This is a genomic window from Streptomyces umbrinus (assembly GCF_030817415.1).
GTDB lineage: Bacteria > Actinomycetota > Actinomycetes > Streptomycetales > Streptomycetaceae > Streptomyces > Streptomyces umbrinus_A.
In genome coordinates this window covers 2,908,067-2,934,780 of record NZ_JAUSZI010000002.1, presented here as the reverse complement: position 1 = coordinate 2,934,780, position 26,714 = coordinate 2,908,067, and the positions used below count along the sequence as shown (strand labels likewise).

Here is a 26,714-nt window from a genome sequence, read left to right as displayed (position 1 = left end):
TGTGAGCGCTGACGGCGGCGAGCAGCAAAAGCTGCTCGACTACCTCAAGAAGGTCACCGGCGACCTCCGCCAGGCACACCGGCGGCTGCGCGACATCGAGGCCGCGAACACCGAGCCGATCGCCATCATCGGCATGAGCTGCCGGCTCCCCGGCGGCGTCCGCTCACCACAGGACCTGTGGCAGCTCCTCGACCGGGCCGGCGACGGCATGTCCGCATTCCCCGTAGACCGGGGCTGGGACCTGGACCGTCTCTTCGGCCCCGACTCGACCCTGCCCGGCACCAGCCACACCCGCGAAGGCGGCTTCACCTACGACGCCACCGAATTCGACCCCGCCTTCTTCGGCCTGAGCCCACGCGAAGCCCTCGCGATGGACCCGCAGCAACGCCTGCTGCTCCAGGCATCCTGGGAGGCTTTCGAACACGCCGGCATCGACCCCACCACCCTGAAGAACACCGACACCGGCGTCTTCGTCGGCGCCGCCTCCACCGGCTATGGCTCCCACCTCACCGAACTCCCGCAGGGTGTCGAGGGCTATCTGCTCACCGGCAACTCCATGGCCGTCGCCTCCGGCCGAATCGCCTACACCCTGGGCCTCAAGGGCCCAGCGGTCACGGTCGACACGGCCTGCTCCTCCTCACTGGTGGCCCTGCACATGGCCGTCCAGTCGCTGCGCTCCGGTGAGTGCTCCCGCGCCCTCGTCGGCGGCGTCACCGTCATGTCGACGCCCGGCATGTTCCTCGAATTCAGCCGCCAGCAGGGCCTGTCGGCGGACGGCCGCTGCAAGGCCTTCTCCGACGACGCCGACGGCACCGGCTGGTCCGAGGGCGTCGGCCTGCTGGTTCTCGGCCGCCTCTCCGACGCCCTCCGCGACGGCCACCGGGTCCTCGCGGTCGTCCGCGGCACCGCCGTCAACCAGGACGGCGCCTCCAACGGCCTCACCGTGCCGAACGGTCCCTCTCAGCAGCGGGTGATCCGGCAGGCCCTCGCCAATGCCGGCCTCTCCGCCTCCGAGGTGGACGCGGTCGAGGGACACGGCACGGGCACCTCCCTCGGCGACCCGATCGAGGCACAGGCAATCCTCGCCACGTACGGGCAGGGCCGCGCGGACGGCGACCCGCTGTGGCTCGGCTCGGTGAAGTCGAACATCGGTCACACACAGGCCGCGGCCGGTGTCGCCGGCGTAATGAAGATGGTCCTGGCGCTGGGGCACGAGTCGCTGCCGAAGACGCTGTACGCGCAGACGCCTTCCTCGCATGTCGACTGGTCGGCGGGAGCGGTGGAGCTGCTCTCCGAAGCGCGGCGGTGGGCGCCCGGCGACCGGCCGCGCCGCGCCGGCGTCTCGTCCTTCGGCATCAGCGGTACGAATGCCCACGTCATCCTGGAAGAGGCCCCCGCCGAACCGGAACACTCCGAAGGTGACCTCCGGCTGCCGCTCGTACCCTGGCCGCTCTCCGCCCGGCAGCCGGAAGCACTGCCCAAGCTCGCGGGCCGGCTGCGCTCGTCACTGACCGCACACCCGCACACCCGACCCCAGGACATCGGCCACACCCTGGCCACCGGCCGCGCCGCGTTCGAGCACCGGGCGGTGGTCCTGGCCGGCGACGTGGATTCGGCACGCGTCGACCTCGAAGCACTGGCCGCAGGCGGTGCCACCGAGCGAGTGGTCCAGGGCACGGCCGGACGAGGCGGAGGCAGCCGCTCCAGGGGACGACTGGCGTTTGTGTTCTCGGGTCAGGGTGGTCAGCGGGTTGGTATGGGGCGGGAGTTGGCGGCAGCCTTCCCGGTTTTCGCGGCGGCTCTGGATGAGGTGTGCGGCCATTTCGATGGTCTGTGTGAGGTGATGTTCGTTGATGCGGAGGCGTTGAAGGGGACGGGGTGGGCGCAGCCTGCGTTGTTCGCGGTTGAGGTGGCGTTGTTCCGGTTGGTGGAGTCGTGGGGTGTTCGGCCGGACTATCTGGTGGGGCATTCGGTTGGTGAGTTGGCTGCCGCGCATGTGGCCGGGGTGCTGTCGTTGGCCGATGCCTGTCAACTTGTGGCGGCTCGGGCGGGGTTGATGCAGGCGCTGCCTTCGGGTGGGGCGATGTGGGCGGTGCGGGCGACGGTGGAGGAGGTCGCCCCCTTGCTGGTCGAGGGTGTGTCGGTGGCGGCGGTGAACGCCCCGGGTCAGGTGGTCCTCTCCGGGACCCGCAGCGCCGTCGAGTCGGTGGCCGCGGCCCTGTCCGGCCGTCAGGGCCGCTGGCTGGAGGTCAGTCACGCCTTCCATTCGGCCCTGATGGACCCGATGCTGGCTCCGTTTACCCAGGCCGCGTCCCAGGTGACGTACGACAGTCCGCGCATCCCGATCGTCTCCACGCTGACCGGTGAGCCGGTCACCGAGTTCACCGCGGCCTACTGGACCGACCAGGTCCGCGGCACGGTCCGCTTCGCCGACGCCGTCACCCGCCTCAAGTCACTCGGCGTGAGCCGTTTCGTGGAGCTCGGCCCCGACGCAAGCCTCATCGGCGCGATCGACGAGACCTGCGACGGCGAGACCCTCGCCGTGCCGTCGCAGCGCCGGGACCGGCCCGAGCCGGACACCGCGATACGCGTCCTGGCGCACCTGTGGGCCGACGGTCATCCGGTCGACTGGCAGGCCTTCTACGGCCCGACAGACGCGCGGTTCACCGACCTGCCGACCTATCCCTTCGCCCGGGACCGCTACTGGATGCAGAACCCGGACGGAGCGGCGGTCCAGCGGCGGGAGCGTGATGCCGGTGACGGCCTGCGGTACCAGGTCGCCTGGCGGCCGGTCACCGTCGAAGAAGTCAGTGATGTGTCGGGCGGCTGGCTGGTGGTCGAGCCCGAGCACGGGGATGACGCGTGGGCAGCTGCGCTGGTCGAAGAGCTGTCGGCACGAGGGGCGGGGGTGAGCCGCCTGCGGCTGGGGTCCGCGGATCTGGACCGGGAGACGTTGGCTGGGCGGCTGACGGAGGTGATGGACGGCGGTCGGCTGGTGTCCTTCCTGGGGCAGGACGATGCGGGTCATCGTGGTGTTGCGGCGACGGCGGTGTTGGTGCAGGCGGTGGCTGATGCGGGTCTGGACTGCCGTGTGTGGTCGGTGACGTCGGGTGCGGTGTCTGCGCAGCCTGGTGATGAGGTGTTGCATCCGGTGCGGGCGGGTGTGTGGGGTCTGGGCCGGGTGGTGGCCTTGGAGGAGCCGGGGCGGTGGGGCGGTCTGGTGGATGTGCCGGACCGGCCTGAGCGCGGTTCGGTTGCCCGGCTGGTGGAGGTGCTGGCCGGTGGCGGTGGGGATGAGGATCAGCTCGCCGTTCGGGACGGTGCGGTGCTGGGGCGGCGGCTTGTGCCCGCGTCTGCGCAATCCGGGACGTGGTCTCCTTCCGGGACCGTTCTGGTCACTGGTGGTCTGGGTGCGTTGGGTGCGCGGGTGGCGCGCTGGGTGGTGGACAGGGGCGCCGACCATGTGGTGCTGGTGGGGCGCCGGGGTGTCGAGGCCGAGGGTGGGGTCCAACTCCGGGATGAGCTGGGTGTGTTGGGTGCCGAGGTTGATGTGGTGGCTTGTGATGTGGGCGTGCGGGAGGACGTGGAGGCGCTCTTTGACCGTTTCGAGGTCTCGGCGGTGGTGCATGCGGCGGGTGTGCTGGATGACGGGGTGGTCGATGGTCTGACGGTTGACCGGATCGCTGGTGTGTGGGCGCCGAAGGCGGGTGCGGCGTGGAATCTGCACCGGGCGGTGGGTGAGCGGGAGTTGGATGCGTTCGTTGTGTTCTCTTCGGCGGCTGGTGTGTGGGGTGGTGCTGGTCAGGGTTCGTATGCGGCGGCGAATGCTGTGTTGGATGCGTTGGTGGAGCATCGGCGGGCCCAGGGCTTGGTGGGTACGTCGATCGCGTGGGGTCCGTGGGCCGAGGGCGGTATGGCGGCCGATGAGACGGTGCTGGCTCGTGTCGGACGCGGTGGTCTGACCCCGCTGGATCCCGAAGTCGCCCTCGGCATCCTGGACTCCGCAGCAGGCTGTCTGACGGTCGCGGACGTGGACTGGGGACGCCTTGTTCCCGGAATGACCGCGTTGCGGGCGAGCCGTCTGTGGGACGAAGTCGCGCCTCGGAGTGTCACCGCTGGTGAACCGGCCGTGAGGGTCGGGGGGCTGAAGGGCCGGCTGGCCGGGGTGTCGGGTGTGGCCCGGCGTTCGCTGGTGTCGGATGTTGTACGGGGGCAGGTCGCGGCGGTGCTGGGCTTCGCCGACCCGGCTGCCGTGGAGGTGTCCAAGGCCTTTCGGGACCTGGGCTTCGACTCGCTGACCGCCGTCGAACTCCGCAACGCCCTCACCGCCGAGACCGGCCTCAAACTCCCCTCGACGGTGGTGTACGACTACCCCTCGGTCGAGGCGCTGGCCGACTTCGTGGTGAGCGAGCTGTTCGGAGCGGACGAGACGGCTCGGACATCGGGCCCGGTGCCGGTGGTCTCGGCCACGGGTGACGATCCGGTGGTCGTGGTGGGCATGGGCTGCCGCTTCCCGGGCGGGGCGGACTCGCCGGAGGAGCTGTGGCGGCTGCTCGCGAACGGCACCGACGCGATGGGCGCCTTCCCCCCGGACCGGGGCTGGGAACTGCTCGGCGACGCAGGCGACGGCTTCGCACGCGTTGGCGGCTTCGTGGCCGGTGCGGCTGATTTCGACGCGGGCCTGTTCGGGATTTCGCCGCGCGAGGCGCTCGCGATGGATCCGCAGCAGCGACTGCTCCTCGAGGTGGTTTGGGAGTCGCTGGAGCGTGCGGGCGTGGCCCCGCTGTCGCTGCGCGGCCTTCCGGTCGGAGTCTTCGCGGGTACGAACGGGCAGGACTATCCGGCGCTGCTGGCGCTGGCCGGGGAATCGGGGGACGGCTACGCCGGTACAGGCAGTTCGGGCAGCGTCCTGTCGGGCCGGGTGTCGTATGTGTTGGGCCTGGAGGGTCCCGCGGTCACGGTCGACACGGCCTGTTCCTCCTCTCTCGTGGCCGTGCACCTGGCCGCGCAGTCGCTGCGGTCGGGTGAGTGCGATCTCGCTCTGGCGGGTGGGGTGACGGTGATGTCGACGCCGGGCGCGTTCGTCGAGTTCGAGCGGCAGGGTGGGCTGGCCGGGGACGGGCGGTGCAAGGCGTTCTCGGATGATGCGGACGGTACGGGCTGGGGCGAGGGCGTTGGTGTTCTCGTGCTGGAGCGGTTGTCGGACGCGCGGCGTCATGGGCATCAGGTACTGGCGGTCGTACGTGGTTCCGCCGTCAATCAGGACGGCGCGTCGAACGGGCTGACCGCGCCGAACGGACCTTCCCAGCAGCGTGTGATCCGGCAGGCACTGGCGAATGCCGGCCTCTCCGCGTCCGAGGTGGACGCCGTCGAGGGACACGGCACGGGCACCTCCCTCGGCGACCCGATCGAGGCGCAGGCGCTGCTGGCCACGTACGGGCAGGGCCGCGCGGACGGAGACCCGCTGTGGCTGGGTTCCATCAAGTCCAACATCGGGCACACGCAGGCCGCCGCCGGAGTGGCCGGCATTTTGAAGATGATCCTGGCGATGCGACACGGCGAGCTGCCCAGAACGCTGTACGCGCAGACGCCGTCCTCGCATGTGGACTGGTCGGCCGGTGCGGTGGAGCTGCTGTCCGAGGCGCGCGAGTGGGCGCCCGGCGACCGGCCGAGGCGCGCCGGTGTCTCCGCCTTCGGGGTCAGCGGTACGAACGCACACGTCATCATCGAAGAGGAACCCGCCGCCGAGGAAACCGCGGACACGGCGCCGGAGCTCGTGCTGCCGGTGGTGCCGTGGGTGGTGTCGGCGAAGTCGGCCGAGGGGTTGGAGGCGCAGGCGGGGCGGTTGCTGTCTGCTGTTGATGGTCTGGATGCGGTGGATGTCGGTTTGTCGTTGGCCACGGCTCGGGCCGCGTTGGAGTATCGGGCGGTTGTTCTCGATGGCGATGTTGGTTCGTTGACGCCGGTGGTTGCCCGTACTGGTCTGACGGGGTTTGTGTTCTCGGGTCAGGGTGGTCAGCGGGTTGGTATGGGCAGGGAGTTGGCGGCAGCCTTCCCGGTCTTCGCGGCGGCTCTGGATGAGGTGTGCGGACACTTCGATGGTCTGCTGGACCGGCCGCTGCGTGAGGTGATGTTCACCGACGCGGCGGCCCTGGGTGAGACGGGGTGGGCGCAGCCTGCCCTGTTCGCGGTCGAGGTGGCGTTGTTCCGGCTGGTGGAGTCGTGGGGTGTCAGGCCGGATTATCTGGTCGGTCATTCGGTTGGTGAGTTGGCTGCCGCGCATGTGGCCGGGGTGCTGTCGTTGCCTGATGCCTGTCAACTTGTGGCGGCTCGGGCGGGGTTGATGCGGGCGCTGCCTTCGGGTGGTGTGATGTGGGCGGTGCGGGCGACGGTGGAGGAGATTTCTCCGTTGCTGGTCGAGGGTGTGTCGGTGGCGGCGGTGAATGCTCCCGGTCAGGTGGTGCTTTCCGGGGCCCGCGAGGTCGTCGAAACAGTCGCGGCGGCCCTGCCCGGCCGTCAGGGGCGCTGGCTGGAGGTCAGTCACGCCTTCCACTCGGCCCTGATGGATCCCATGCTCGAAGAGTTCGGGCGGGCGGCCGAAGGCATCGAGATGCGAAGGGCCGAGCTGCCCATCGTGTCGACGCTGACGGGTGAGCTGATCGAGGAGTTCACCCCGGCGTACTGGGCGGATCAGGTGCGTGGCACGGTCCGTTTCGCCGATGCCATCACCCGCCTGAAGGATCTCGGCGTGAGCCGTTTCGTGGAGCTTGGTCCCGACGCGAGCCTGGTCGGCGCGATCGGTGAGGCGACCGATGATGAGGCGTTCGCGGTGTCGATGTCGCGCCGGGACCGGCCCGAGCCGGCCACGGCGATCACCGCTCTGGGCCGTCTGTGGGCGGAGGGTGGCCGGGTCGACTGGTCGGCGTTCTTCGCTCCGACCGGCGCGGCCGTCGTCGGCCTGCCGGCCTTCGCCTTCCAGCGTCAGAGGTACTGGCCAAGTGTCCGGCGGCTGCCCACCGTCGTGTCCGCCGACGCCAGGTTCTGGGACGCGGTCGAGCAGAGTGATCCGGATGTGTTTGCCACGGAGTTCGGCGTCGATCTGGAGGCACCGCTACGGGAGACCTTGCCGGCGCTTTCGGCCTGGCAACGGCGACGTCACGAGCGCTCGGCGGCCGGCAAACTGAGGTACGAGGTCTCCTGGACACCCCTGGGGCCCGTCAACGCCGTTGATGTGTCGGGTGGTTGGCTGATCGTCGAGCCCGCGGGTGTTGATGACCCGTGGGCGGGTGTGCTGGCTGAGGAGTTGTCGTCACGGGGCGTGCGGCCGGTGCGGCTGCGGCTGGGGGCGACGGATCTGGACCGGGCCGTGCTGGCCGGGCGGTTGGCGGAGGTTGCGGACTGCGGTCGGATCGTTTCCTTCCTGGGGCAGGACGATGCGGGTCATCGTGGTGTTGCGGCGACGGCGGTGTTGGTGCAGGCGGTGGCTGATGCGGGTCTGGACTGCCGGGTGTGGTCGGTGACGTCGGGTGCGGTGTCTGCGCAGCCTGGTGATGAGGTGTTGCATCCGGTGCGGGCGGGTGTGTGGGGTCTGGGCCGGGTGGTGGCCTTGGAGGAGCCGGGGCGGTGGGGCGGTCTGGTGGATGTGCCGGACCGGCCTGAGCGTGGCGCGGTTGCCCGGCTGGTGGAGGTGTTGGCCGGTGGTGGTGGGGATGAGGATCAGCTGGCGGTGCGGGGTGGTGGAGTGCTGGCTCGTCGGCTGATGTCTGCGGGACCGGTGTCGGAGGCCGGGGCGTGGACTCCGTCGGGGACGGTGTTGGTCACTGGTGGTCTGGGTGCGTTGGGTGCTCGGGTGGCGCGTTGGGCGGTGGAGCGGGGTGCCGGGCATGTGGTGCTGGTGGGCCGCCGTGGCATGGAATCCGAGGGAGCCCCTCAACTGTGCGATGAGCTGGGTGTGTTGGGTGCCGAGGTTGATGTGGTGGCTTGTGATGTGGGCGTGCGGGAGGACGTGGAGGCGCTCTTTGACCGTTTCGAGGTCTCGGCGGTGGTGCATGCGGCGGGTGTGCTGGATGACGGGGTGGTCGATGGTCTGACGGTTGACCGGATCGCTGGTGTGTGGGCGCCGAAGGCGGGTGCGGCGTGGAATCTGCACCGGGCGGTGGGTGAGCGGGAGTTGGATGCGTTCGTTGTGTTCTCTTCGGCGGCTGGTGTGTGGGGTGGTGCTGGTCAGGGTTCGTATGCGGCGGCGAATGCTGTGTTGGATGCGTTGGTGGAGCATCGGCGGGCCCAGGGCTTGGTGGGTACGTCGATCGCGTGGGGTCCGTGGGCCGAGGGCGGTATGGCGGCCGATGAGACGGTGCTGGCTCGTGTCGGACGCGGTGGTCTGACCCCGCTGGATCCCGAAGTCGCCCTCGGCATCCTGGACTCCGCAGCAGGCTGTCTGACGGTCGCGGACGTGGACTGGGGACGCCTTGTTCCCGGAATGACCGCGTTGCGGGCGAGCCGTCTGTGGGACGAAGTCGCGCCTCGGAGTGTCACCGCTGGTGAACCGGCCGTGAGGGTCGGGGGGCTGAAGGGCCGGCTGGCCGGGGTGTCGGGTGTGGCCCGGCGTTCGCTGGTGTCGGATGTTGTACGGGGGCAGGTCGCGGCGGTGCTGGGCTTCGCCGACCCGGCTGCCGTGGAGGTGTCCAAGGCCTTTCGGGACCTGGGCTTCGACTCGCTGACCGCCGTCGAACTCCGCAACGCCCTCACCGCCGAGACCGGCCTCAAACTCCCCTCGACACTCGTTTTCGACCATCCGACCACACTCGCCCTCACCGACTTCCTGCTGGGCGAACTGGCCGACGGGGCGGCGGACGAGATTCGGGACGCCGGTACGGAACTCGACCGGCTCGAAGCCGCCCTGCTGGCCCTGCCCGCACGGGAGATCGCGCGGATGAGGGTCTCCTCACGGCTGCAACAACTGATGAAACGCCTGGAGGGCGCAGCTACCGACGAGAGTGCTGCAGACATCTCGGCAAAGATCGAAGCCGCAACATCCGACGACATTTTCGACCTTATTGACCACGAGATCGGGACGCGGTGAGCTTGATGAGTAACGAGGACAAGCTTCTCGGGTACTTGAAGAAGGTCACGCTCGAACTTCACGAGACCAAGCAGCGGCTCGGTGACATGGAGTCGGCCAGGACCGAACCGGTGGTCGTGGTGGGCATGGGCTGCCGCTTCCCGGGCGGGGTCGATTCGCCCGAGGCGCTCTGGCGGCTGGTGGCGGACGGCGTGGATGCGATGGGCGAGTTCCCTGCGGACCGGGGCTGGCATGTCGAAAGGGGCGTCGGCGGCTTCGTGGCCGGGGCGGCTGATTTCGACGCGGGCCTGTTCGGGATTTCGCCGCGCGAGGCGCTCGCGATGGATCCGCAGCAGCGACTGCTCCTCGAGGTGGTTTGGGAGTCGCTGGAGCGTGCGGGCGTGGCCCCGCTGTCGCTGCACGGGCTCCCGGTCGGAGTCTTCGCCGGTACGAACGGGCAGGACTACCCGGCGGCGTTGGCGCTGGCGGGGGAGTCCGCGGACGGCTACGCCGGTACGGGGAGTTCGGGCAGCGTCCTGTCGGGCCGGGTGTCGTACGCGTTGGGCCTGGAGGGTCCCGCGGTCACGGTCGACACGGCCTGTTCCTCCTCTCTCGTGGCCGTGCACCTGGCCGCGCAGTCGCTGCGGTCGGGTGAGTGCGATCTCGCTCTTGCGGGTGGGGTGACGGTGATGTCGACGCCGGGCGCGTTCGTCGAGTTCGAGCGGCAGGGTGGGCTGGCCGGGGACGGGCGGTGCAAGGCGTTCTCGGATGATGCGGACGGTACGGGCTGGGGCGAGGGCGTTGGTGTTCTCGTGCTGGAGCGGTTGTCGGACGCGCGGCGTCATGGGCATCAGGTACTGGCGGTCGTACGTGGTTCCGCCGTCAATCAGGACGGCGCGTCGAACGGGCTGACCGCGCCGAACGGACCTTCCCAGCAGCGTGTGATCCGGCAGGCACTGGCGAACGCCGGCCTCTCCGCGTCCGAGGTGGACGCCGTCGAGGGACACGGCACGGGCACCTCCCTCGGCGACCCGATCGAGGCGCAGGCCCTGCTGGCCACGTACGGGCAGGGCCGCGCGGACGGAGACCCGCTGTGGCTGGGTTCCATCAAGTCCAACATCGGGCACACGCAGGCCGCCGCCGGAGTGGCCGGCATTTTGAAGATGATCCTGGCGATGCGACACGGCGAGCTGCCCAGAACGCTGTACGCGCAGACGCCGTCCTCGCATGTGGACTGGTCGGCCGGTGCGGTGGAACTGCTGTCCGAGGCACGCGAGTGGCCGCGCACGGAACGGCTTCGCCGCGCCGGAGTGTCGTCCTTCGGGATCAGCGGTACGAACGCGCACGTGATCATCGAGGAAGCGCCTGCTGCAACGGGCGTGCCGGTCGCCGCCTCGGATGTCGTACTGCCGTTGGTGCCCTGGACGGTGTCCGCGAAGTCGGCTGCGGGTGTGGCGGCACAGGCCGGGCGGTTGCTGTCCGTGGTCGACGGACTGGATCCGGTGGACGCGGGGTTGTCGCTGGCGACGACCCGGGCCGCCCTGGAGCATCGGGCGGTCGTTCTCGGCAGCGGCACGGATGAGCTGCGTACGCAACTGGCAGCGCTGGCGGCCGGCGAGTCGCTGCCGGGGGTGGCCCGTAGTGGTCTGACCGCCTTTGTGTTCTCGGGACAGGGTGGTCAGCGGGTTGGTATGGGCCGGGAGTTGGCGGAGGCGTTCCCGGTCTTCGCGCAGGCTCTGGATGAGGTGTGTGCGCGGTTCGAGGGGCTGCGGGAGGTGATGTACGGCGACGAACAGGCTCTCAAGGCGACAGGTTGGGCGCAGCCTGCGTTGTTCGCGGTCGAGGTGGCGTTGTTCCGGCTGCTGGAGTCGTGGGGCGTCACGCCCGACTACCTCATCGGTCATTCGGTCGGTGAGTTGGCTGCCGCGCACGTGGCCGGCGTGATGTCGTTGGCCGATGCCTGCCAACTGGTCTCCGCGCGGGCGGGGTTGATGCAGGCGCTGCCTGCCGGTGGTGTGATGTGGGCGGTCCGGGCGACGGTGGATGAGGTCGCCCCCTTGCTGGTCGCGGGTGTCTCGGTGGCTGCGGTGAACGCCCCCGGACAGGTGGTCCTCTCCGGTACTCGCGAGGCCGTCGAGACGGTGGCCGCGGCCCTCCCCGACCGTCAGGGCCGGTGGCTGGACGTCAGTCACGCCTTCCACTCGGCCCTGATGGACCCGATGCTGGACCAATTCGCTGAGCGTGCGGGTGAAGTGACGTACGGGAGTCCGGGTATCCCGGTCATCTCGACGCTGACCGGTGAGCCGGTCGCGGAGTTCACCCCGGCGTACTGGGCGGATCAGGTGCGTGGCACGGTCCGTTTCGCCGACGCGATCACCCGTCTGAAGGCTCTCGGTGTCACCCGCTTCGTCGAACTCGGCCCCGACGCCGGCCTGGTCGGCGCGATCGAGGAGACGTACGACGGCGAGGCGCTGGCCGTCCCCGTGCTGAATCGCAGGCAATCCGAACCGGTCACCGCCGTCACGACCCTGGCCCGCCTCTGGGCGGACGGTGCCGAAGCCGACTGGACCGCCTTCTACGCCCCGACCGGTGCGCGGATCACCGACCTCCCCACGTACGCCTTCCAGCACCAGCACTACTGGCCGACGGCCCGCCTCACCGCCGGTCCGCTGCCGCTCGGTTCCACTCGCGCCGGACACCCCCTGCTCCAGGCCGTGATCAGCTTGGCGGACTCGGGAGATGTGCTCCTCCTGGGCGGGCTGTCGGTGCGGTCGCAGCCCTGGCTGGCGGACCATCAGGTGGCCGGCCGGATCATGTTCCCCGGCACGGGCTTCCTCGAACTCGCGCTGTGCGCAGGTGAACGCGTCGGCTGCGAACGGGTCGAGGAGCTGATCCTGACGACCCCCCTGGTGATCCCCGCGACCGGCGTGGTGCATCTGCAGCTACTGCTCGGCGCGCCGGACGACACCGGCTGCCGTTCCGTACAAATGTCGTCCCGGCGCGACGACGAGCGGGCCGAGCAGTGGACGCGGCACGCCACCGGCCTCCTCGCCCCGCCCCAGGCCGACGTCACGTCGTACGACCTCACCCAATGGCCCCCGGACGGCGCACAAGAACTCGATACGGCTGGACTCTACGAGGCTCTGGGCGGACTCGGTCTCCAGTACGGTCCGGTCTTCCGCGGGCTGCGCCGGGCATGGCGGCGGGCCGACGAACTCTTCGTCGAGGCCTTGCTCACCGACCCCTCCCAGTCGACGGACAGCGACACCTTCCCTCTGCATCCCGCGGTCCTGGACTCGGTGCTGCACGCGATGGCGCTCGGAGTCGCTGGGTCCGGCGAGGGCGACGGCGGGTCCGGACGGCTGCCGTTCTCCTGGAACGGGGTGGAGCTACACGCAGTGGGAGCAAGTGCCCTGCGCGCACGACTGCAGCCCACGGGACCGGAGAGCATCACCGTCCAGGTCGCCGATGTCGCAGGGCGGCCCGTCGCGGACGTGGCCTCGCTGACGCTCCGGCCGATGGCGATGGACGCCATCGCCGCCGGACCGGTGGAAGCGGCCCCGCAGGACTCCCTGTTCCGGTTGGCCTGGACACAGATCCCGGTATCGGACGGCGAAGCGCCCAACCGGGCATTCCTCGCCGACGGCGGCGAGACCGGGGAAGGGGCGCGGTACCCCACCCTGGCAGCGCTCCGCGCCGCCGTCGACGCCGGGCACCCCGTACCCGACGTGGTGGTGACCAGGACTGGACTGTCCGGGCTGCCCGGCCCCGACCTGGCCGACCTCACCCATGACTCGGTGCTGCACGCCCTCGCCCTGATCCAGGAGTGGCTCCGTGACGAGCGCTTCGAGACGAGCAGGCTGGTCTTCACCACCGACGGTGCAGTGGCGGCCCGTCCCGCGGACGAGATGCGGGACCTGGCGGGCGCGGCCGTCTGGGGGCTCGTACGATCGGCCCAGTCCGAGCATCCCGGACGGTTCCAGCTTGTCGACGGACAGGGCTCGTTGGCCGCTGCGGTCAGCTCGTCCGAGCCGCAGCTCGCCGTACGGGACGGCGAGCTGTTCGCCTGCCGGCTGAGCGCCGCGCCTCCGGCGGCCGAGCCGCCGCCCACCTGGAATCCCGACGGCACCGTCCTCGTCACCGGCGCCACCGGCGAACTCGGCGCTGTGATCACCCGCCACCTCGTCACCGCGCACGGCATACGCCACCTGATGCTGCTCAGCCGCCGGGGCCCTTCGGCGCCCGGCGCCGCCGAACTGGTCGCCGAGCTGACCGGACTCGGCGCCGAAGTCACCCTGCTCGCGTGTGACGCGGCGGACCGCGACGCCCTCACGGCCGTCCTCGGCGCCATCCCCGCCGAGCACCCGCTGACCGGCGTCGTCCACACTGCCGGTGTGCTCGCCGACGCGACGGTGACGTCCCTCACCCCGGAGCAGGTGGCGCACGTACTGCGCCCCAAGGTCGACGCAGCCCTCCAACTGCACGAACTGACGCGCGACGCCCCCCTGTCGGCGTTCGTCCTGTTCTCCTCGGTCTCGGCCGCACTCGGCGCCCCGGGCCAGGGCAACTACGCCGCCGCCAACGCCTTCCTCGACGCGCTCGCCGAGCAGCGCCGGGCCCAAGGGCTCCCCGGGCTCTCCCTGGGCTGGGGTCTGTGGGACGGTTCGGGCGACATGACCGGCGGGCTCGGCGAGACCGACCGGCGGCGCATGGCCCGCGGCGGTGTGGTGCCGCTGTCCGCGGCTGACGGTGTCGCCCTGTTCGACCTCGCACCTTCCGCGGGGCATGCGGCGGTGCTGCCCGTCCGGCTCGACCTCGCCCAGCTGCGGGAGTCCGGCGACCATCTGCCGCCGGTGTTCCGCGGTTTCGTCCGGGCCCCCCGGCGGCGCGCGGCCAGTGCCGACACGGCCACGGCGGCCTCGTTGGCCGACCGGCTCACCCCCCTCCCGGACGAGGACCGGCTGAGTGCCCTGCGCGCACTCGTCCAGACCCAGGCGGCCACCGTGCTCGGCCACACGGCGGCCGACAACGTGGCCGTCGACCAGCCGTTCCGCGACCTCGGCTTCGACTCGCTCACCGCCGTCGAACTGCGCAACCACCTCAACGCCGTGACCGGCCTGAGGCTCTCCGCGACCCTGGTCTTCGACCACCCGACCGCCGACGCCGTCGCCCGCCATCTGCTGGAGCGGCTGTTCGGCGCGGCGCGACCCCGGCCGACCGCGGCCAGGCCCGTACGGCGGAGCAAGGACGCCGACGACCCGATCGTGATCGTCGGCATGGCCTGCCGCTATCCCGGCGGCGTCCGTACCCCCGACGACCTGTGGGACCTGGTGATCTCCGGCGCCGACGGGGTCACCCCGTTCCCCTCCGACCGCGGCTGGGACCTGGAACGGCTCTACGACGCCGACCCGGACACCGGCGGGGCCAGCTATGTGCGTGAGGGCGGATTCCTGCACGACGCCGCCGAGTTCGACGCGGCCTTCTTCGGCATCTCGCCGCGTGAGGCACTGGTCATGGACCCGCAGCAGCGGCTGCTCCTGGAAACGTCCTGGGAAGCGGTCGAGTCCGCCGGCCTCGACCCCGCCACCCTGCGTGGACAGCGCACCGGAGTCTTCGCCGGCGTCATGTACCACGACTACCTGGCCCGGCTGCACACCGTCCCCAAGGGCGCCGAGGGCTTCCTCGGCACCGGCTCGGCGGGCAGCGTGGCCACCGGCAGGGTCGCCTACCTGCTGGGTCTCGAAGGACCCGCGGTGACCGTCGACACCGCGTGCTCCTCCTCGCTCGTGGCGCTGCACCTGGCGGCGCAGGCACTGCGCGAGGGCGAGTGCGACACGGCGCTGGCCGGCGGCGTCACCGTGATGGCGACACCGGGCACGTTCGTCGACTTCAGCCGCCAGCGCGGGCTCGCCCCCGACGGACGGTGCAAGTCCTTCGCGTCCGCCGCCGACGGCACCGGCTGGGCGGAGGGCGTCGGCATGCTGCTCCTCGAGCGGCTCTCCGACGCCCGGCGCCAAGGACACCGGGTGCTCGCCGTGGTGCGTGGCTCAGCCGTCAACCAGGACGGTGCGTCCAACGGCCTCACCGCGCCCAACGGACCCGCTCAGCAGCGCGTCATCCGGCAGGCGCTGGACCGTGCCGGGCTGCGGCCCGCCGAGGTGGACGCCGTCGAGGGACACGGCACTGGAACCGTCCTCGGCGACCCCATCGAGGCCCAGGCGCTGCTCGCCACCTACGGCCAGGACCGGCCCGGTGACCGGCCGCTGCGGCTCGGCTCGATCAAGTCGAACATCGGCCACGCCCAGGCCGCCGCCGGCGTGGGCGGCATCATCAAGATGGTGCAGGCCATGCGGCACGGCGTACTGCCGCCGACCTTGCATGTCGACCGGCCCAGCGAGCAGGTCGACTGGTCGGCCGGGCAGGTCGAACTGCTCACCGAGGCCGTGCCCTGGCAGGAGTACGGGCGGCCCCGCAGAGCGGGCGTCTCGTCCTTCGGTATCAGCGGCACGAACGCGCACGTCATTCTGGAGTCCCCCGCAGCGGAAGCAGCCGCAGCGCCGGTGTCCGCCACCGGACCCGACCCGGCGCCGCCCGTGCTGCCGCTGCTCGTGTCCGGCCGTACCGAGGACGCCGTACGGGCACAGGCCGTGGCTCTACGGGACCACCTGACCCGGCATCCCGGAGTCGAACCCCTCGACGTCGGCTTCTCACTCGCCACCACACGCACCGTCTTCGACCACCGTGCGCTCGCGGTCGCCGCCGACCGGGAGGGACTGCTGGATGGGCTGGACGCGATCGCGGCCGGCACCACCGCGCCGGGCGTCGCCCACGGCCGAGCAGCAGGGCGCCGCATCGCGATGCTGTTCACCGGCCAGGGCAGCCAACGCCTGGGCATGGGACGGGAGTTGTACGCGGCTGCGCCGGTGTTTGCCGAGGCCCTGGATGCCGTGTGCGAGCACCTCGACGCCGAACTCGGCACCTCACTGCGCGAGGTGATGTTCGCCGACGAGCAGGCGCTCGCGGGGACCGGGTTCGCCCAGCCCGCTCTGTTCGCCCTCGAAGTGGCGCTGTACCGGCTGCTCGCATCCTGCGGGGCCGAACCCGACGAGCTGGTGGGTCACTCGGTCGGCGAACTGGCCGCCGCTCACGTCGCGGGCGTACTGACCCTGGAAGACGCCTGCCGGCTGGTCGCGGCCCGCGGACGGCTGATGCATGCCCTCCCGGCGGGCGGCGCGATGCTGGCGCTGCGGGCGACCGAGGCGGAAGTGACCCCTCTGCTGGGCGAAGGGGTGGACCTCGCCGCGGTCAACGGGCCCACGTCCGTGGTGCTTTCGGGAGAGGAAGCGGCCGTCCTCGCGGTGGCCGGGCGGTTCGGTGACCGCCAGAGCAAGCGGCTGCCGGTGAGCCACGCCTTCCACTCGGCCCGGATGGAACCGATGCTGGAGGAGTTCCGCCGGGTCGCCGAGTCGGTCACGTACCACCCGGCGCGGATCCCGGTCGTGCCGACCGGCGGTGCGCACGCTGCCGATGCGGGCAGCTTCGGGGAGCCGGACTACTGGGTGCGCCAGGTGCGCGAGACCGTACGGTTCCACGACGCGATCACGCGGCTGCGTACGGCCGGAGTGAGTACCTTCGTCGAGCTCGGCCCGGACCCGGTCCTCACGGCCGCGGTCGAGGAATGCCTGGCGGACGACGACGCCCGGACGGCAGCAGTGGGCCCGGCCACGACACCAGTGCGCCCGGACACGGCACCGATCGTCCGCGCGGTCCTGCGCCGCGGCCGGCCCGAGACCGAAACCCTCGCCGCGGTCCTCGGCCCGCTGCTCGCCCACGGAACCGGCATCGACCGGTCGGCGCTCTACGCCGGCACCGGTGCGCGCCGAGTGGACCTGCCGACCTACGCCTTCCAGCGGCAGCGGTACTGGGCCGAGAACGCCGCGGTCCCCGCCGACCTGGCGGCGGCCGGACTGACCGGGGCCGAACACCCGCTGCTCGGCGCCTGCGTTCCGCTGTCCGGCGGCGGGTCCGTATGCACCGGAAGGCTCTCCACCACCGCCCATCCGTGGCTCGCCGACCACCTCGTCGCCGGGGTGCCGGTCCTGCCGGGTACCGCACTCCTCGACCTGGCCGTGCACGCCGCCGATCACGCCGGCTGCGGCCTCGTGGACGAACTGGTGCTGTCCGTCCCGCTCCCCCTCGACGCGGGCGAGCGGCAGATCCAGGTCGCGACCGAGCCCGCCGACGCATCGGGAAACCGCACCCTGCGGATCTCCTCCCGCCCCGCCGACGTGCCCCCCGAGGCACTCTGGGCCCTGCACGCGACCGGAACCCTGGCCCCGGCCGTGGCCGACGCCGAACCGTTCGACACCTCCGCATGGCCGCCGCACGGCGCAGTGGAGGTGGCGCTCGACGGGCTCTACGACGACCAGGGTGACGGCGCAGAGGGCCAGGCCGTGGACGGAGTGGCGTACGGCCCGGCCTTCCAGGGCCTCAGCGCGGCCTGGCAGCACGGCGGAGAGCTCTACGCCGAGGTGGTTCTGCCCGAACCGCTCCGCGCGGACACCGGGGGGTACGGGCTGCACCCCGCTCTCCTCGACGCGGCCCTGCACTCCCTGGCCTACCTGCTGCCCGGCGCCGCCGGCCGCCTCGTCCCGTTCTCCTTCGGCGGCGTCGCCCTGCACGCCCAGGGCGCTGCCGTACTGCGCGTACGGCTGACCGCGACCGGACCCGAGCAGGTGGCGCTCAGCGCCGTGGACCCCGCCGGGCGTGCGGTCGCCTCGATCGCCTCGCTCATGTTGCGGCCCCTCGCCGCGAGCCCCAGGCGCCAAGCGCGCCACACGGACGCGCTGTTCCGCGTGGAGTGGCAGCCGGTGTCGGCGCGGCAGCCGGAGCCGGGGACCGTGCAGGTCTCGGCGATCCGCCGCTGCGCACTGATCGGCGCGGACGCCCTCGGTCTCAACGCCCCCCTGACCGAGGCGGGCGTCTGGACCGAGTCCTTCGCCGACCTCGAGGCACTGTCGGCCGCGGCCTCGGCCGGTATGACCCTGCCCGAGCTCGTCCTGGTCTCCTTCGCCTCCGACTCCGCGGCCGAACCGGCCCGCGGCGTACGGGACATCACCGGCGAGGCCCTGCGCACCGTGCAGTCCTGGACCGCCGACGAGCGGTTCGCCGGAGCGCGGCTCGCCTTCGTCACACGCGGCGCGCTCGGCGACGGCACCGAACGCCCGGGCGATCTGGTCTGTGCGCCCCTGTGGGGCCTGGTGCGGACCGCCCAGTCGGAGAACCCCGGCCGCTTCCTTCTCGTAGATCTCGACGAGACGCGGGCCTCCGTCCTCGCCCTGCCCGCCGCCTTCGACACCGGCGAACCTCAACTCACTCTGAGAGACGGGAAGTTGTATGCGGGCAGGCTCGCCCGCGTCGCCGTGCCCGACGTTCCCGGCCCCGCCTGGGACCCGGACGGCACTGTGCTCGTCACCGGCGCCACCGGCGCCCTCGGCGGTCTGGTCGCCCGCCACCTCGTCGCCGAGCACGGCCTGCGCAGGCTGCTCCTGATCAGCCGCAGCGGATCCGGCGCCCCCGGTGCAGAGGCGCTGCGAGCCGAACTCACCGAGCTGGGCGCCGAAGTCACCCTCACCGCCTGCGACGCGGCCGACCGCACCGCCTTGGCCGGGGTGCTGGCCTCGGTGGACCCGGCGCATCCGCTCACCGCCGTGGTCCATCTCGCCGGCGTCCTCGACGACGGAGTGCTCACCTCGCTCACCCCGGACCGCTTCGAGGCGGTGCTGCGCGCCAAGGTGGACGCCGCGCTGAACCTGCACGAACTGACCCGGGACGAAAAGCTCGCCGAGTTCGTCCTGTTCTCCTCCTCGGCCGCCACGTTCGGCACTCCGGGGCAGGCCAACTACGCCGCCGCCAACGCTTTCCTCGATGCCCTGGCCGAGCAGCGGCGGGCCGACGGCCTGCCCGCCAGGGCGCTCGCCTGGGGAGCCTGGGAGCACGGCATGGCCGGCCGGCTCGACGGGGTGGACCGCGGCCGTATGGCACGCGGCGGCGTACTCGCCCTCGGCGACCAGGAAGGGCTCGCCCTCCTCGATGCCACGCTGCGCGTCGACGCCGCCTCACTCGTGCCCGTCCGCCTCGACACCGCGGCACTCGGCCCCGAACCCGCCCCGCTGCTGCGCGGCCTCGCTCACCCCGCCGCCCGGCGCGTCGCCGCAGGCCAGGACGCCGACCGCAGGACCACCGCCCGGCGGCTGCGCGGACTGACCGGAACGGCCCGCCGGGAGGCCGTGCTCGACCTGGTGCGCGGCGCCACCGCCGCCGTACTCGGACATCCCTCGGCCGAGGCGATCCAGCCCGAGCAGCCGTTCCTCGAACTCGGCCTGGACTCTCTGACCTCGGTGGAACTGCGCAACGCGCTGGCCGCCGAGACCGAGCTGCGGCTGCCGGCCACCGTCGCCTTCGACCATGCCTCGCCGCTCGACCTGGCCGGTCATCTCCACACCCTGCTGGGCACCGCACAGGCCGGTACGGACGCTCCCGAGAACGCCGGAACCGGCAGTGCGCCCGACACCGACGAGACCATCGGCCGGCTGTTCCGCCGGGCCTGCGAGGAACGTCGGCTGCGCGAGGGCTTCGAGCTGCTGCAGAGCGTCGCCCGGCTGCGTCCGACGTTCACCGACGTCACCGAAGTGCGTGAGTCGCCCGCCTCGGTCCGGCTGGCCAAGGGCACGGAGCCGGTCCGGCTGGTCTGCTTCAGCTCGCAGGTGGCGCTCGCCGGCGTGCACCAGTACGCGCGATTCGCCTCGGCGTTCCGCGACGTACGGGACGTGATCGCGCTCGCAGTGCCCGGATTCGCGGCCGGTGAACCGCTGCCGGCCACCGAGGACGCCCTGGTCGCCCTGCTGGCGCGGATGGTGCGCGAGCAGGTCGGGGACGCGCCCTTCGCGCTGCTGGGCTCCTCCTCCGGCGGTGTCCTCGCCTACGCGACGGCCGACCGCCTGGAGCAGGAGGGCCGGTCCCCGGCGGGAGTCGTGCTCCTCGACACCTATGTGCCCGGCGACGACTCGCTCGGTCAGTTCGAGGATCAGCTGCTCGGCGGCATGTTCGAACGCGAGGCCGGCTTCGCGCGCATGGACGCCTCCCGGCTGTCCGCGATGAGCTGGTACTTCAACCTGCTGGGCGGCTGGCGGCCGGGGAAACTCACGGCTCCCGTGCTCCTCGTACGGGCCGGTGAACCGATGCCCGGCGGCGAGGAGTTGGCCCCCGAGCAGTGGCAGACGGGCTGGAGCGAGGCGGACCGCGTCGTGGACGTGCCCGGCAACCACTTCACCATGATGGAGGACCTGGCCGGCACCACGGCCGACGCGGTCGACGTCTGGCTCCGCGAACGCCCGGTGTGAGCGGCGAAGCGGCCGTGACCCCGCCCGAGGGATGGAGCAGGGTCACGGCCCTCCGGTGAGCGTGCCGAGGACGGTGCCGGTGTCCACGCCCTCGGAAACGAACGTGATCAGGGGGTGCCGGTCGGTGAAGAGGAACCTCGCCGACCGTACGTCGCTGTCGCGATGGTCGCTGCCCGTGCTGCTGGGGATGCGACTGCTGGTGCGGGCCGGGCGAAGACTCCTCGGCGCCGCCGACCTCGCCTGGCGCCGCACCGTCCCGGCCCTGCCCCGCTGTTCCCTGCCGCGCCTCGTGGCAGCGGCCGCCAAAGGAGAGCTTCCCCCCTGGAGGCCGCACGCAGCGACCCGCCCCACCCGGTCGTGCACGACGCGCTCGCCTGAAACGGCGACCACGGTGAGCCGAAGGCGCCAGGTGTCCGCCGTGCGGACGTACGCCGGCTTCGGCACCAACGCCCAGGTGCCGCAGAACGGCACCGAGGCGGACCCCGCCCACGCCCCGGTGGAGCGGGACGACACCCGCCCGGCTCGACACCCCTGCCGCTGGTCTCGCTCGGCACCTCTGTCAACCGCCGAGGACCTCGATGCCGAACACCCTGCGCACAGCCGTGGAAGTCATCGCCGGTGTCCCGAAGTGCCGTGCAGGGAAAACGGGTTGAGCCTCCATGTGCGTATGGCCCCGGGCCCCATCGCGGTCGCCGACCGCCTGGAGGCGATCATGGCCGGCCGGGCGTCAGCCGTGAACTGATGCGGCGGGCGCGGAGCCCACCGGGTCCAGTGCTCCGAGCTCGAACGGCGGGACGGTCCCCGCCTGATAGGCCCGGTCCAGCAGGGTACGGACCGCCGCAAGGCCGTCCGAGGTGATCGCCTTCTTCAAGGTCCACCAGGCTCTGGGCACGCACCCGGGCGGCTTCACCACCGACCTGATGGCCGGCCGATGTCGATCAGGGCACGCGCGGGCTGAGGATGCCTGCCATGGCGATCGTGCGGTAGGCGTCGCCGCGGCGACGGGACAGGAGGGCGAACGAGCCCGCGAGCGCGATCAGTTCGAGCTGGTCCCAGTGGCCGTCGACCGAGATCTGCACGGACCGGCCGTCGGACCTCGTCAGCGAGTACTCGATCAGGTCGGAGCCACGGACGAGAGTCGCGTGGTACCGGCCGCGGCGCGGCCGGGACGTACGCCACTCGACCGGCGACCCGCCTCCCGGCACGAACGCCCCCCGGCCGTCCAGGCACAGGAGCGCGTCCTCGCCGACCGTGACACGGGTCCGCAGTCGTCCGGTGGCCGCGATCGGCAGAGCACGGCCATTCACGGTGACCGTGCCCTTGCGCATGCCGCGGTCGAACTTCAGCCCGCCAGAGGGGGATTTGATGCCCTCCACGACGAAGATGCCACCCTGCTTGCGCAGGCTCAACGAGGACTTCGCCATGCGTCAGTCCTTCCGTGCGGTACGGGCGAAGCCGGGAATCAGCACGAGGGCCACAACGAGGTGCATGCACAGCAGCGCGACCTTGGCCGAGCCACCCTGGCCGCTGCCGGCCGGGCCGAGCAGCGACAGCACGAACACGGCCGACGCGATCAGGGTCCACCAGGTGCGCGCGGACGACGACTTGCGGTCGAGCAGCGCCACCACACCCCAAGCGGCGAAGCCCACCAGGAGTGTCACGCCGATCACCAAGGGCAGACCGATCTCCTGGATGTCTCCGCCGGAGGCTTTCGCCTTGAGGTCGATGTCGAGAGCGGAGTGCGCTGTGAGCCATACGATGACGGCCGCCACGGTGGCGGCCAGGGGGTAGACGACCCGTCCTCCGGCGAACTGCCGGATGGGGGAGGCGGTCGCTGTGTTCGACATACGTCGTCATCCTTACGCCGATGCGCGTCTTCCGGTCCGGAGACGGACCTTTACGACGGCTAGCGGTACGGGGAACTGGTCGCGGTAGGCCGGGGCCTTGACCGGGTCTGTAGTGATTCTCCAGGCGCTGGGTTCTCGTACCCGAAGCTGCCGTGGGCGACGAGCGCTGAGCCGTCGCCGAGCAGACGATAGCCCTCATGCGCGAGGCCGACTCGCAGCCGGGGCTCTGAGCCGTGAGGACTAGGGGTTCCACCAGCCTCTGTCGACCAACGCTTGAGCCCTGTCGGGAATCGGGACGTCAAGCCGACTTCGACAGGAAACGCGGTTGCATGAGAGCGAGGGCGAGTCCATCGGGCCCTCGGCGCAGCCGCGGCGGTCTCCGCCGGCAGCCCGGCGGAGACCGAGGTCCAGGCCGTCGTAGCAGCCCTGGCGGAAGATCTCGTCGTACATGTACTCCGCTTCGATCGCGCTCTGCGTGTACACCCGCCGATCGCCACCCAGTTCAACGAGCTCCGTCACGGCTGCTCCACCGTTCATTCTGGATTGCGGTGGGTTGGGCCGCTGGGGCCGGCTCGCCGAGCCAGCCGTCGAGGAGCCGGGCGGCTCGGGCCGGGCCACCCGCCGCCAGCATTTCCGTGCGCATCCGGGCGACCTGCCGCTGGATGCGGTCGGAGTGCGCGACGGTCTCGACCGCTTCGCGCAGTCGCTCGGGAGTCACCTCGTGGCCGGACATCGCGACGCCCAGGCCGAGTTCCTCGGTGAGCCGGCCGTTGACTCGGTCCTCGGGGGTGTAGGTGATGACCACCAGCGGTCTGCCGAACGAGATCGCCTCGAGCATCGTGCTGATGCCGGCATGGCACACCACGGCCGACGCGTGCGGCAGCACGGTGTTGAACGCCAGCCATTCGTGCATTTCGACGCCTGCCGCGCCCTGGGCGGCGGCCCGGCAGGCCGGCAGGTTTCCCGGCCCGACCGACATGACCAGGTGCCAGTCGCTCCCGTCGAACGCCTCGACACAGTTCCTGAAGAAGTCGGGCCGGTCGTTCACCTCGGTACCCAGCGTGATCAGGGCCATCGGGCCGCCCCCCGAAGGGTGCTGCCAGGATCCGGTCCCGGACCGGTCGGCCGGGAGGCTGTGCCCGGTGAAGGTGTAGCGGTCGTCGAACGTCTCGCCCATCGGTTGGAACGACTTCGGCAGCAGCACCACGTTGCGGGAGTCGAAGTTGGCCAGGAACGTCGCCGCAGTCTCAGAATCGGTGCCCTCGGCGGCGAGGTGTTCCGTGATCAGGTCCAGGCACTTCTGCAGGCTCTCGCTCACCCCGTCGAAGACCTCGAGCGACAGCGCGTAGTGCTCGTTGGCAGCCACGTACGGGAACAGCTGCACGGTGGGGCGGCCCCACCGCCTGGCCGCCGTACGCGCGGTGAAGAAGCTCTCGAGGTCGTACAGGACCAGGTCGGGGACGTCGTCCTCGAATGCCTCCAGGGTCCGCGGCAGGATCACGTCCATCGACTCGCGCAGGAACGTCAGGCCAAGGGCACCGATGTCCTCACCGGTCACGGTTCCCTCGCCGAGCCGGCTGCGGTGTGACGTGTAGCGGACCATCTCGGCGCCGATGGCGGTCACCGGGTCGGCGAACTTCTCGTCCAGTACGTAGGTGACCCGGTGGCCCAGCGCGATGAGGCAGCGGCTGATCTCGATCGTCGGGTTCACATGCCCGTAGCCCGGGAACATGAAGACCGCGACGTGTCGTGTTGTCATGACTCCTCCGTCATCACAGGGCCGGTTCTGCGAGCTGTTCGTCGAGCGTCGCCTTGGGGTCGCTGTCGCCGGTCAGCGCGGTGACCGGGTAGCGACGCCAGGGGCCGGGCGTGTGCCGCTACGTCTCCGCGGCGCGGTGGTCGCCCCGGATGACCGGCAGCATCATCCGCATCAGCTCCTCGTCGTCGCGCAGGTGCACCCGCTCGTCCCGGTCCGCCGACGGGGCCCGCCGGGCCGAGCCGAACAGGCGCAGGGGGCAGATCTCTCGGGCTTCGAGACGTCGGGGTGACTTGTCCTCCAGGTTGCGCAGATCGTCGATCAGCGGCTCGTGCCGCCTGTCCTGACGGCCCGGGTACCGCACGGCCAGGACCTCGACCCGGGGGCGCAGCGCCTGCGCCCCCGGCCGGTAGAAGGAGGCCGAGCCGCCCGCGTGCGGCAGGCGGACCAACCGGACCCGCGCCTCCACCCTCGGGAAGTACCGCCGAGTCCACACATCGGTGTCGATCACGCTGGCCCTGGCCTCCGTCCGGTCGCGTACGAGGCCGACATCCGGGAGTGCCGGGGCACCGTTGCCGTCCACCGCTGGAGTCCAAGGAAAATCGCTTCCCGTCCGCCCGGCGGGTCGTTCCGGCGGGATCTGAGTGAACTCCTAGAAACCCCCGGACCGGCCGGGACGAGCCCGTTCGGCCGTGTTCATCTGGGCGCGGCATGAGACGTGCCGACCGTCCCCACCAGGAAGCGCTCGCCACCACGCGAACGCGCCGCACCGACTCACGATCTGGGAGTGATTACATGCCGCTGATCACTGGACCCGAGGTGGTGCGCGCGGACGGTCCGGACGTGCGCGCGCGGCTCGCGGAGTCGGCGCGCGTTCCCGCGGTCGCGGTGCGGCAGAGGACTGAGGTCGAGCACTACTGCGGCTATCAGTACCCCGAGCCGTTCGACGCCCCGCGCGAGGGTGTCGGCGGGCAGCCGACGACCTTCCGCTGGACCGGGTTCACCAAGATCGCGGAATAGCAGGGAGCAGCACTCCACATGGACACCTCGCGACCCATGAAATTCTCCCGTGCCGGCGATCAGCCGGTGGCGATCGTCGGTGTCTCGTGCCGACTGCCCGGCGCGGCCGACCCGGACGCGTTCTGGCGGCTGTTGACCGACGGGCGGAGCACGGTCGGCGGCGTTCCGGCCGGACGGGAGCCGGCCGGGGGGAGCTGGGGGGCGCGTTTATCGAGGGAGTCGACCGGTTCGACGCCGACTTCTTCGGGATCACCCCCCGCGAGGCCGGCGTGCTCGACCCACAGCAGCGGCTGGTACTCGAACTCGCCTGGGAGGCGTTCGAGGACGCCCGGATCGTCGCCGGCGAGCTGTCCGGCAGCGCGACAGGAGTGTTCGTCGGCGCGATGCGCGACGACTATGCCCTGTTGGCCAAAGACGCCGGGCGCACCGCGCTCAACCACCATGCGATGGCTGGTCTCAGCCGCGGTGTCATCGCCAACCGGGTTTCGCACGTCCTCGGGCTGCGCGGGCCCAGCCTCGTCATCGACACCGGCCAGGCGTCCTCGCTGGTCGCCGTGCACACCGCCGTGGAGAGCCTGCGGCGCGGCGAGAGCACCCTCGCCCTCGCGGGTGGTGTGAACCTCAGTCTCTCAGCCGAGAGCGGTGTCCTCGCCGAGGAGTTCGGGGGCCTGTCCCCGGACGGCCGGTGCTACACGTTCGACCACCGGGCCAACGGCTTCGTACGGGGCGAGGGCGGGGTCGCCCTCGTCCTGCGGCTGCTCCCGGACGCGATCGCCGCGGGCGACCGCGTCTATGGCGTGATCCGCGGTGGCGCCGTCAACAACGACGGCGTCGCTGAGCAGTTGACCACCCCCAGTCGTGATGCCCAGGCCGAGGTGCTGCGACAGGCGTATGCGACGGCCGGGGTAGCGCCGGAATCCGTGCAGTACGTCGAACTGCACGGCACCGGCACCCCGGTGGGCGACCCGGTCGAGGCGGCGGCCCTCGGCGCGGTGCTCGGCAGCGCCCGCGACACCACGCGCCCGCTGCTGGTCGGTTCGGTCAAGACGAACCTGGGCCACCTGGAGGCCGCGGCCGGAGCGGCCGGCCTGCTCAAGACTGTGCTGGCCCTGTCGCACGGCCGCATCCCCGCAAGCCTCAACTTCGAGGAGCCCAACCCCGACATTCCGCTGGCCGAACTGAACCTGCGGGTCGTCGGTGACCTCACCGTGTGGCCCGCCGCCGACCACCCCCGGACCGCCGGAGTCAGCTCCTTCGGAATGGGCGGCACCAACTGCCACCTGGTCCTCTCGCAGGCCCCGGCGCCCGCGTCCGCCTCCCCGGCCACGCTCCCGGCCACGCCTCCGGTGGTGCCCTGGGTGCTGTCCGGCCGCGGCGCCGCCGCGCTGCGCGGGCAGGCCGCGGCGCTGCGCTCAGCGGTGGGCGGAGCCGACGCGCGCGAGGTGGGCTGGTCGCTGGTGACGACCCGGACCCGGTTCGAGCAGCGTGCCGTGGTGGTCGGCGGCGACACTGGCGAACTGGACGTCGGCCTCGAGGCGCTGGCACGCGGCGAGTGGCTGCCGGGGACCGTCTCGGGGGTGGCCGGTGACGGGCTGACGGGGTTTGTGTTCTCGGGTCAGGGTGGTCAG

7 protein-coding genes and 3 pseudogenes are annotated in these 26,714 nt (G+C 71.5%); 4 read left to right on the top strand and 6 right to left on the bottom strand.

All coding sequences use genetic code 11. The annotated features are described in order from the left end of the window. Position 1: 1 nt before the first annotated feature. Both QF035_RS13155 and QF035_RS13150 read left to right on the top strand, forming a co-directional pair. Positions 2 to 8,836, top strand: a pseudogene (locus QF035_RS13155) (type I polyketide synthase); the annotation flags it as partial. Between the two features lie 251 nt (positions 8,837 to 9,087). Next, positions 9,088 to 20,394: pseudogene (locus QF035_RS13150) on the top strand (SDR family NAD(P)-dependent oxidoreductase); the annotation flags it as partial. Between the two features lie 111 nt (positions 20,395 to 20,505). On the opposite strand, the gene QF035_RS13145 reads toward QF035_RS13150, so the two are convergent. From QF035_RS13145 to QF035_RS13120, 6 genes are all read right to left on the bottom strand, one after another. Then, positions 20,506 to 20,976, bottom strand: a complete 471-nt coding sequence (locus QF035_RS13145; RefSeq protein WP_307520396.1) for a YceI family protein — start codon at positions 20,974 to 20,976, stop codon at positions 20,506 to 20,508. A gap of 214 nt (positions 20,977 to 21,190) precedes the next feature. Continuing rightward, positions 21,191 to 21,334, bottom strand: a complete 144-nt coding sequence (locus QF035_RS13140; RefSeq protein WP_307520395.1) for a hypothetical protein — start codon at positions 21,332 to 21,334, stop codon at positions 21,191 to 21,193. 67 nt (positions 21,335 to 21,401) lie between these two features. After that, on the bottom strand, positions 21,402 to 21,887 hold the full coding sequence (locus QF035_RS13135; protein WP_307520394.1) for a hypothetical protein: 486 nt from the start codon (positions 21,885 to 21,887) through the stop codon (positions 21,402 to 21,404). 3 nt (positions 21,888 to 21,890) lie between these two features. Next, positions 21,891 to 22,310, bottom strand: a complete 420-nt coding sequence (locus tag QF035_RS13130; RefSeq protein WP_307520393.1) for a DUF6069 family protein — start codon at positions 22,308 to 22,310, stop codon at positions 21,891 to 21,893. A gap of 502 nt (positions 22,311 to 22,812) precedes the next feature. Further along, complete coding sequence (locus QF035_RS13125) at positions 22,813 to 24,069, bottom strand: macrolide family glycosyltransferase (protein WP_307520392.1); 1,257 nt, start codon at positions 24,067 to 24,069, stop codon at positions 22,813 to 22,815. A gap of 118 nt (positions 24,070 to 24,187) precedes the next feature. Further along, positions 24,188 to 24,649, bottom strand: coding sequence for a thioesterase II family protein (locus QF035_RS13120; RefSeq protein WP_307520390.1), 462 nt, complete (start codon positions 24,647 to 24,649; stop codon positions 24,188 to 24,190). Positions 24,650 to 24,861: 212 nt separating this feature from the next. Between QF035_RS13120 and QF035_RS13115 the strand changes: the two genes are divergently transcribed. Both QF035_RS13115 and QF035_RS56265 read left to right on the top strand, forming a co-directional pair. Then, the gene (locus tag QF035_RS13115) at positions 24,862 to 25,086 is read left to right on the top strand and encodes a DUF5988 family protein (protein WP_307520389.1); all 225 of its coding nucleotides are present in this window, start codon (positions 24,862 to 24,864) and stop codon (positions 25,084 to 25,086) included. 18 nt (positions 25,087 to 25,104) lie between these two features. Beyond that, positions 25,105 to 26,447 (top strand): annotated as a pseudogene (locus tag QF035_RS56265) (beta-ketoacyl [acyl carrier protein] synthase domain-containing protein); the annotation flags it as partial. Positions 26,448 to 26,714 lie beyond the last annotated feature (267 nt).

Bases quoted from the DNA above. Each gene is read 5' to 3' on its own strand.
- QF035_RS13130 (WP_307520393.1), bottom strand. From the start codon at position 22,310: ATGTCGAACACAGCGACCGCCTCCCCCATCCGGCAGTTCGCCGGAGGA.
- QF035_RS13125 (WP_307520392.1), bottom strand. From the start codon at position 24,069: ATGACAACACGACACGTCGCGGTCTTCATGTTCCCGGGCTACGGGCAT.
- QF035_RS13115 (WP_307520389.1), top strand. From the start codon at position 24,862: ATGCCGCTGATCACTGGACCCGAGGTGGTGCGCGCGGACGGTCCGGAC.
- QF035_RS13135 (WP_307520394.1), bottom strand. From the start codon at position 21,887: ATGGCGAAGTCCTCGTTGAGCCTGCGCAAGCAGGGTGGCATCTTCGTC.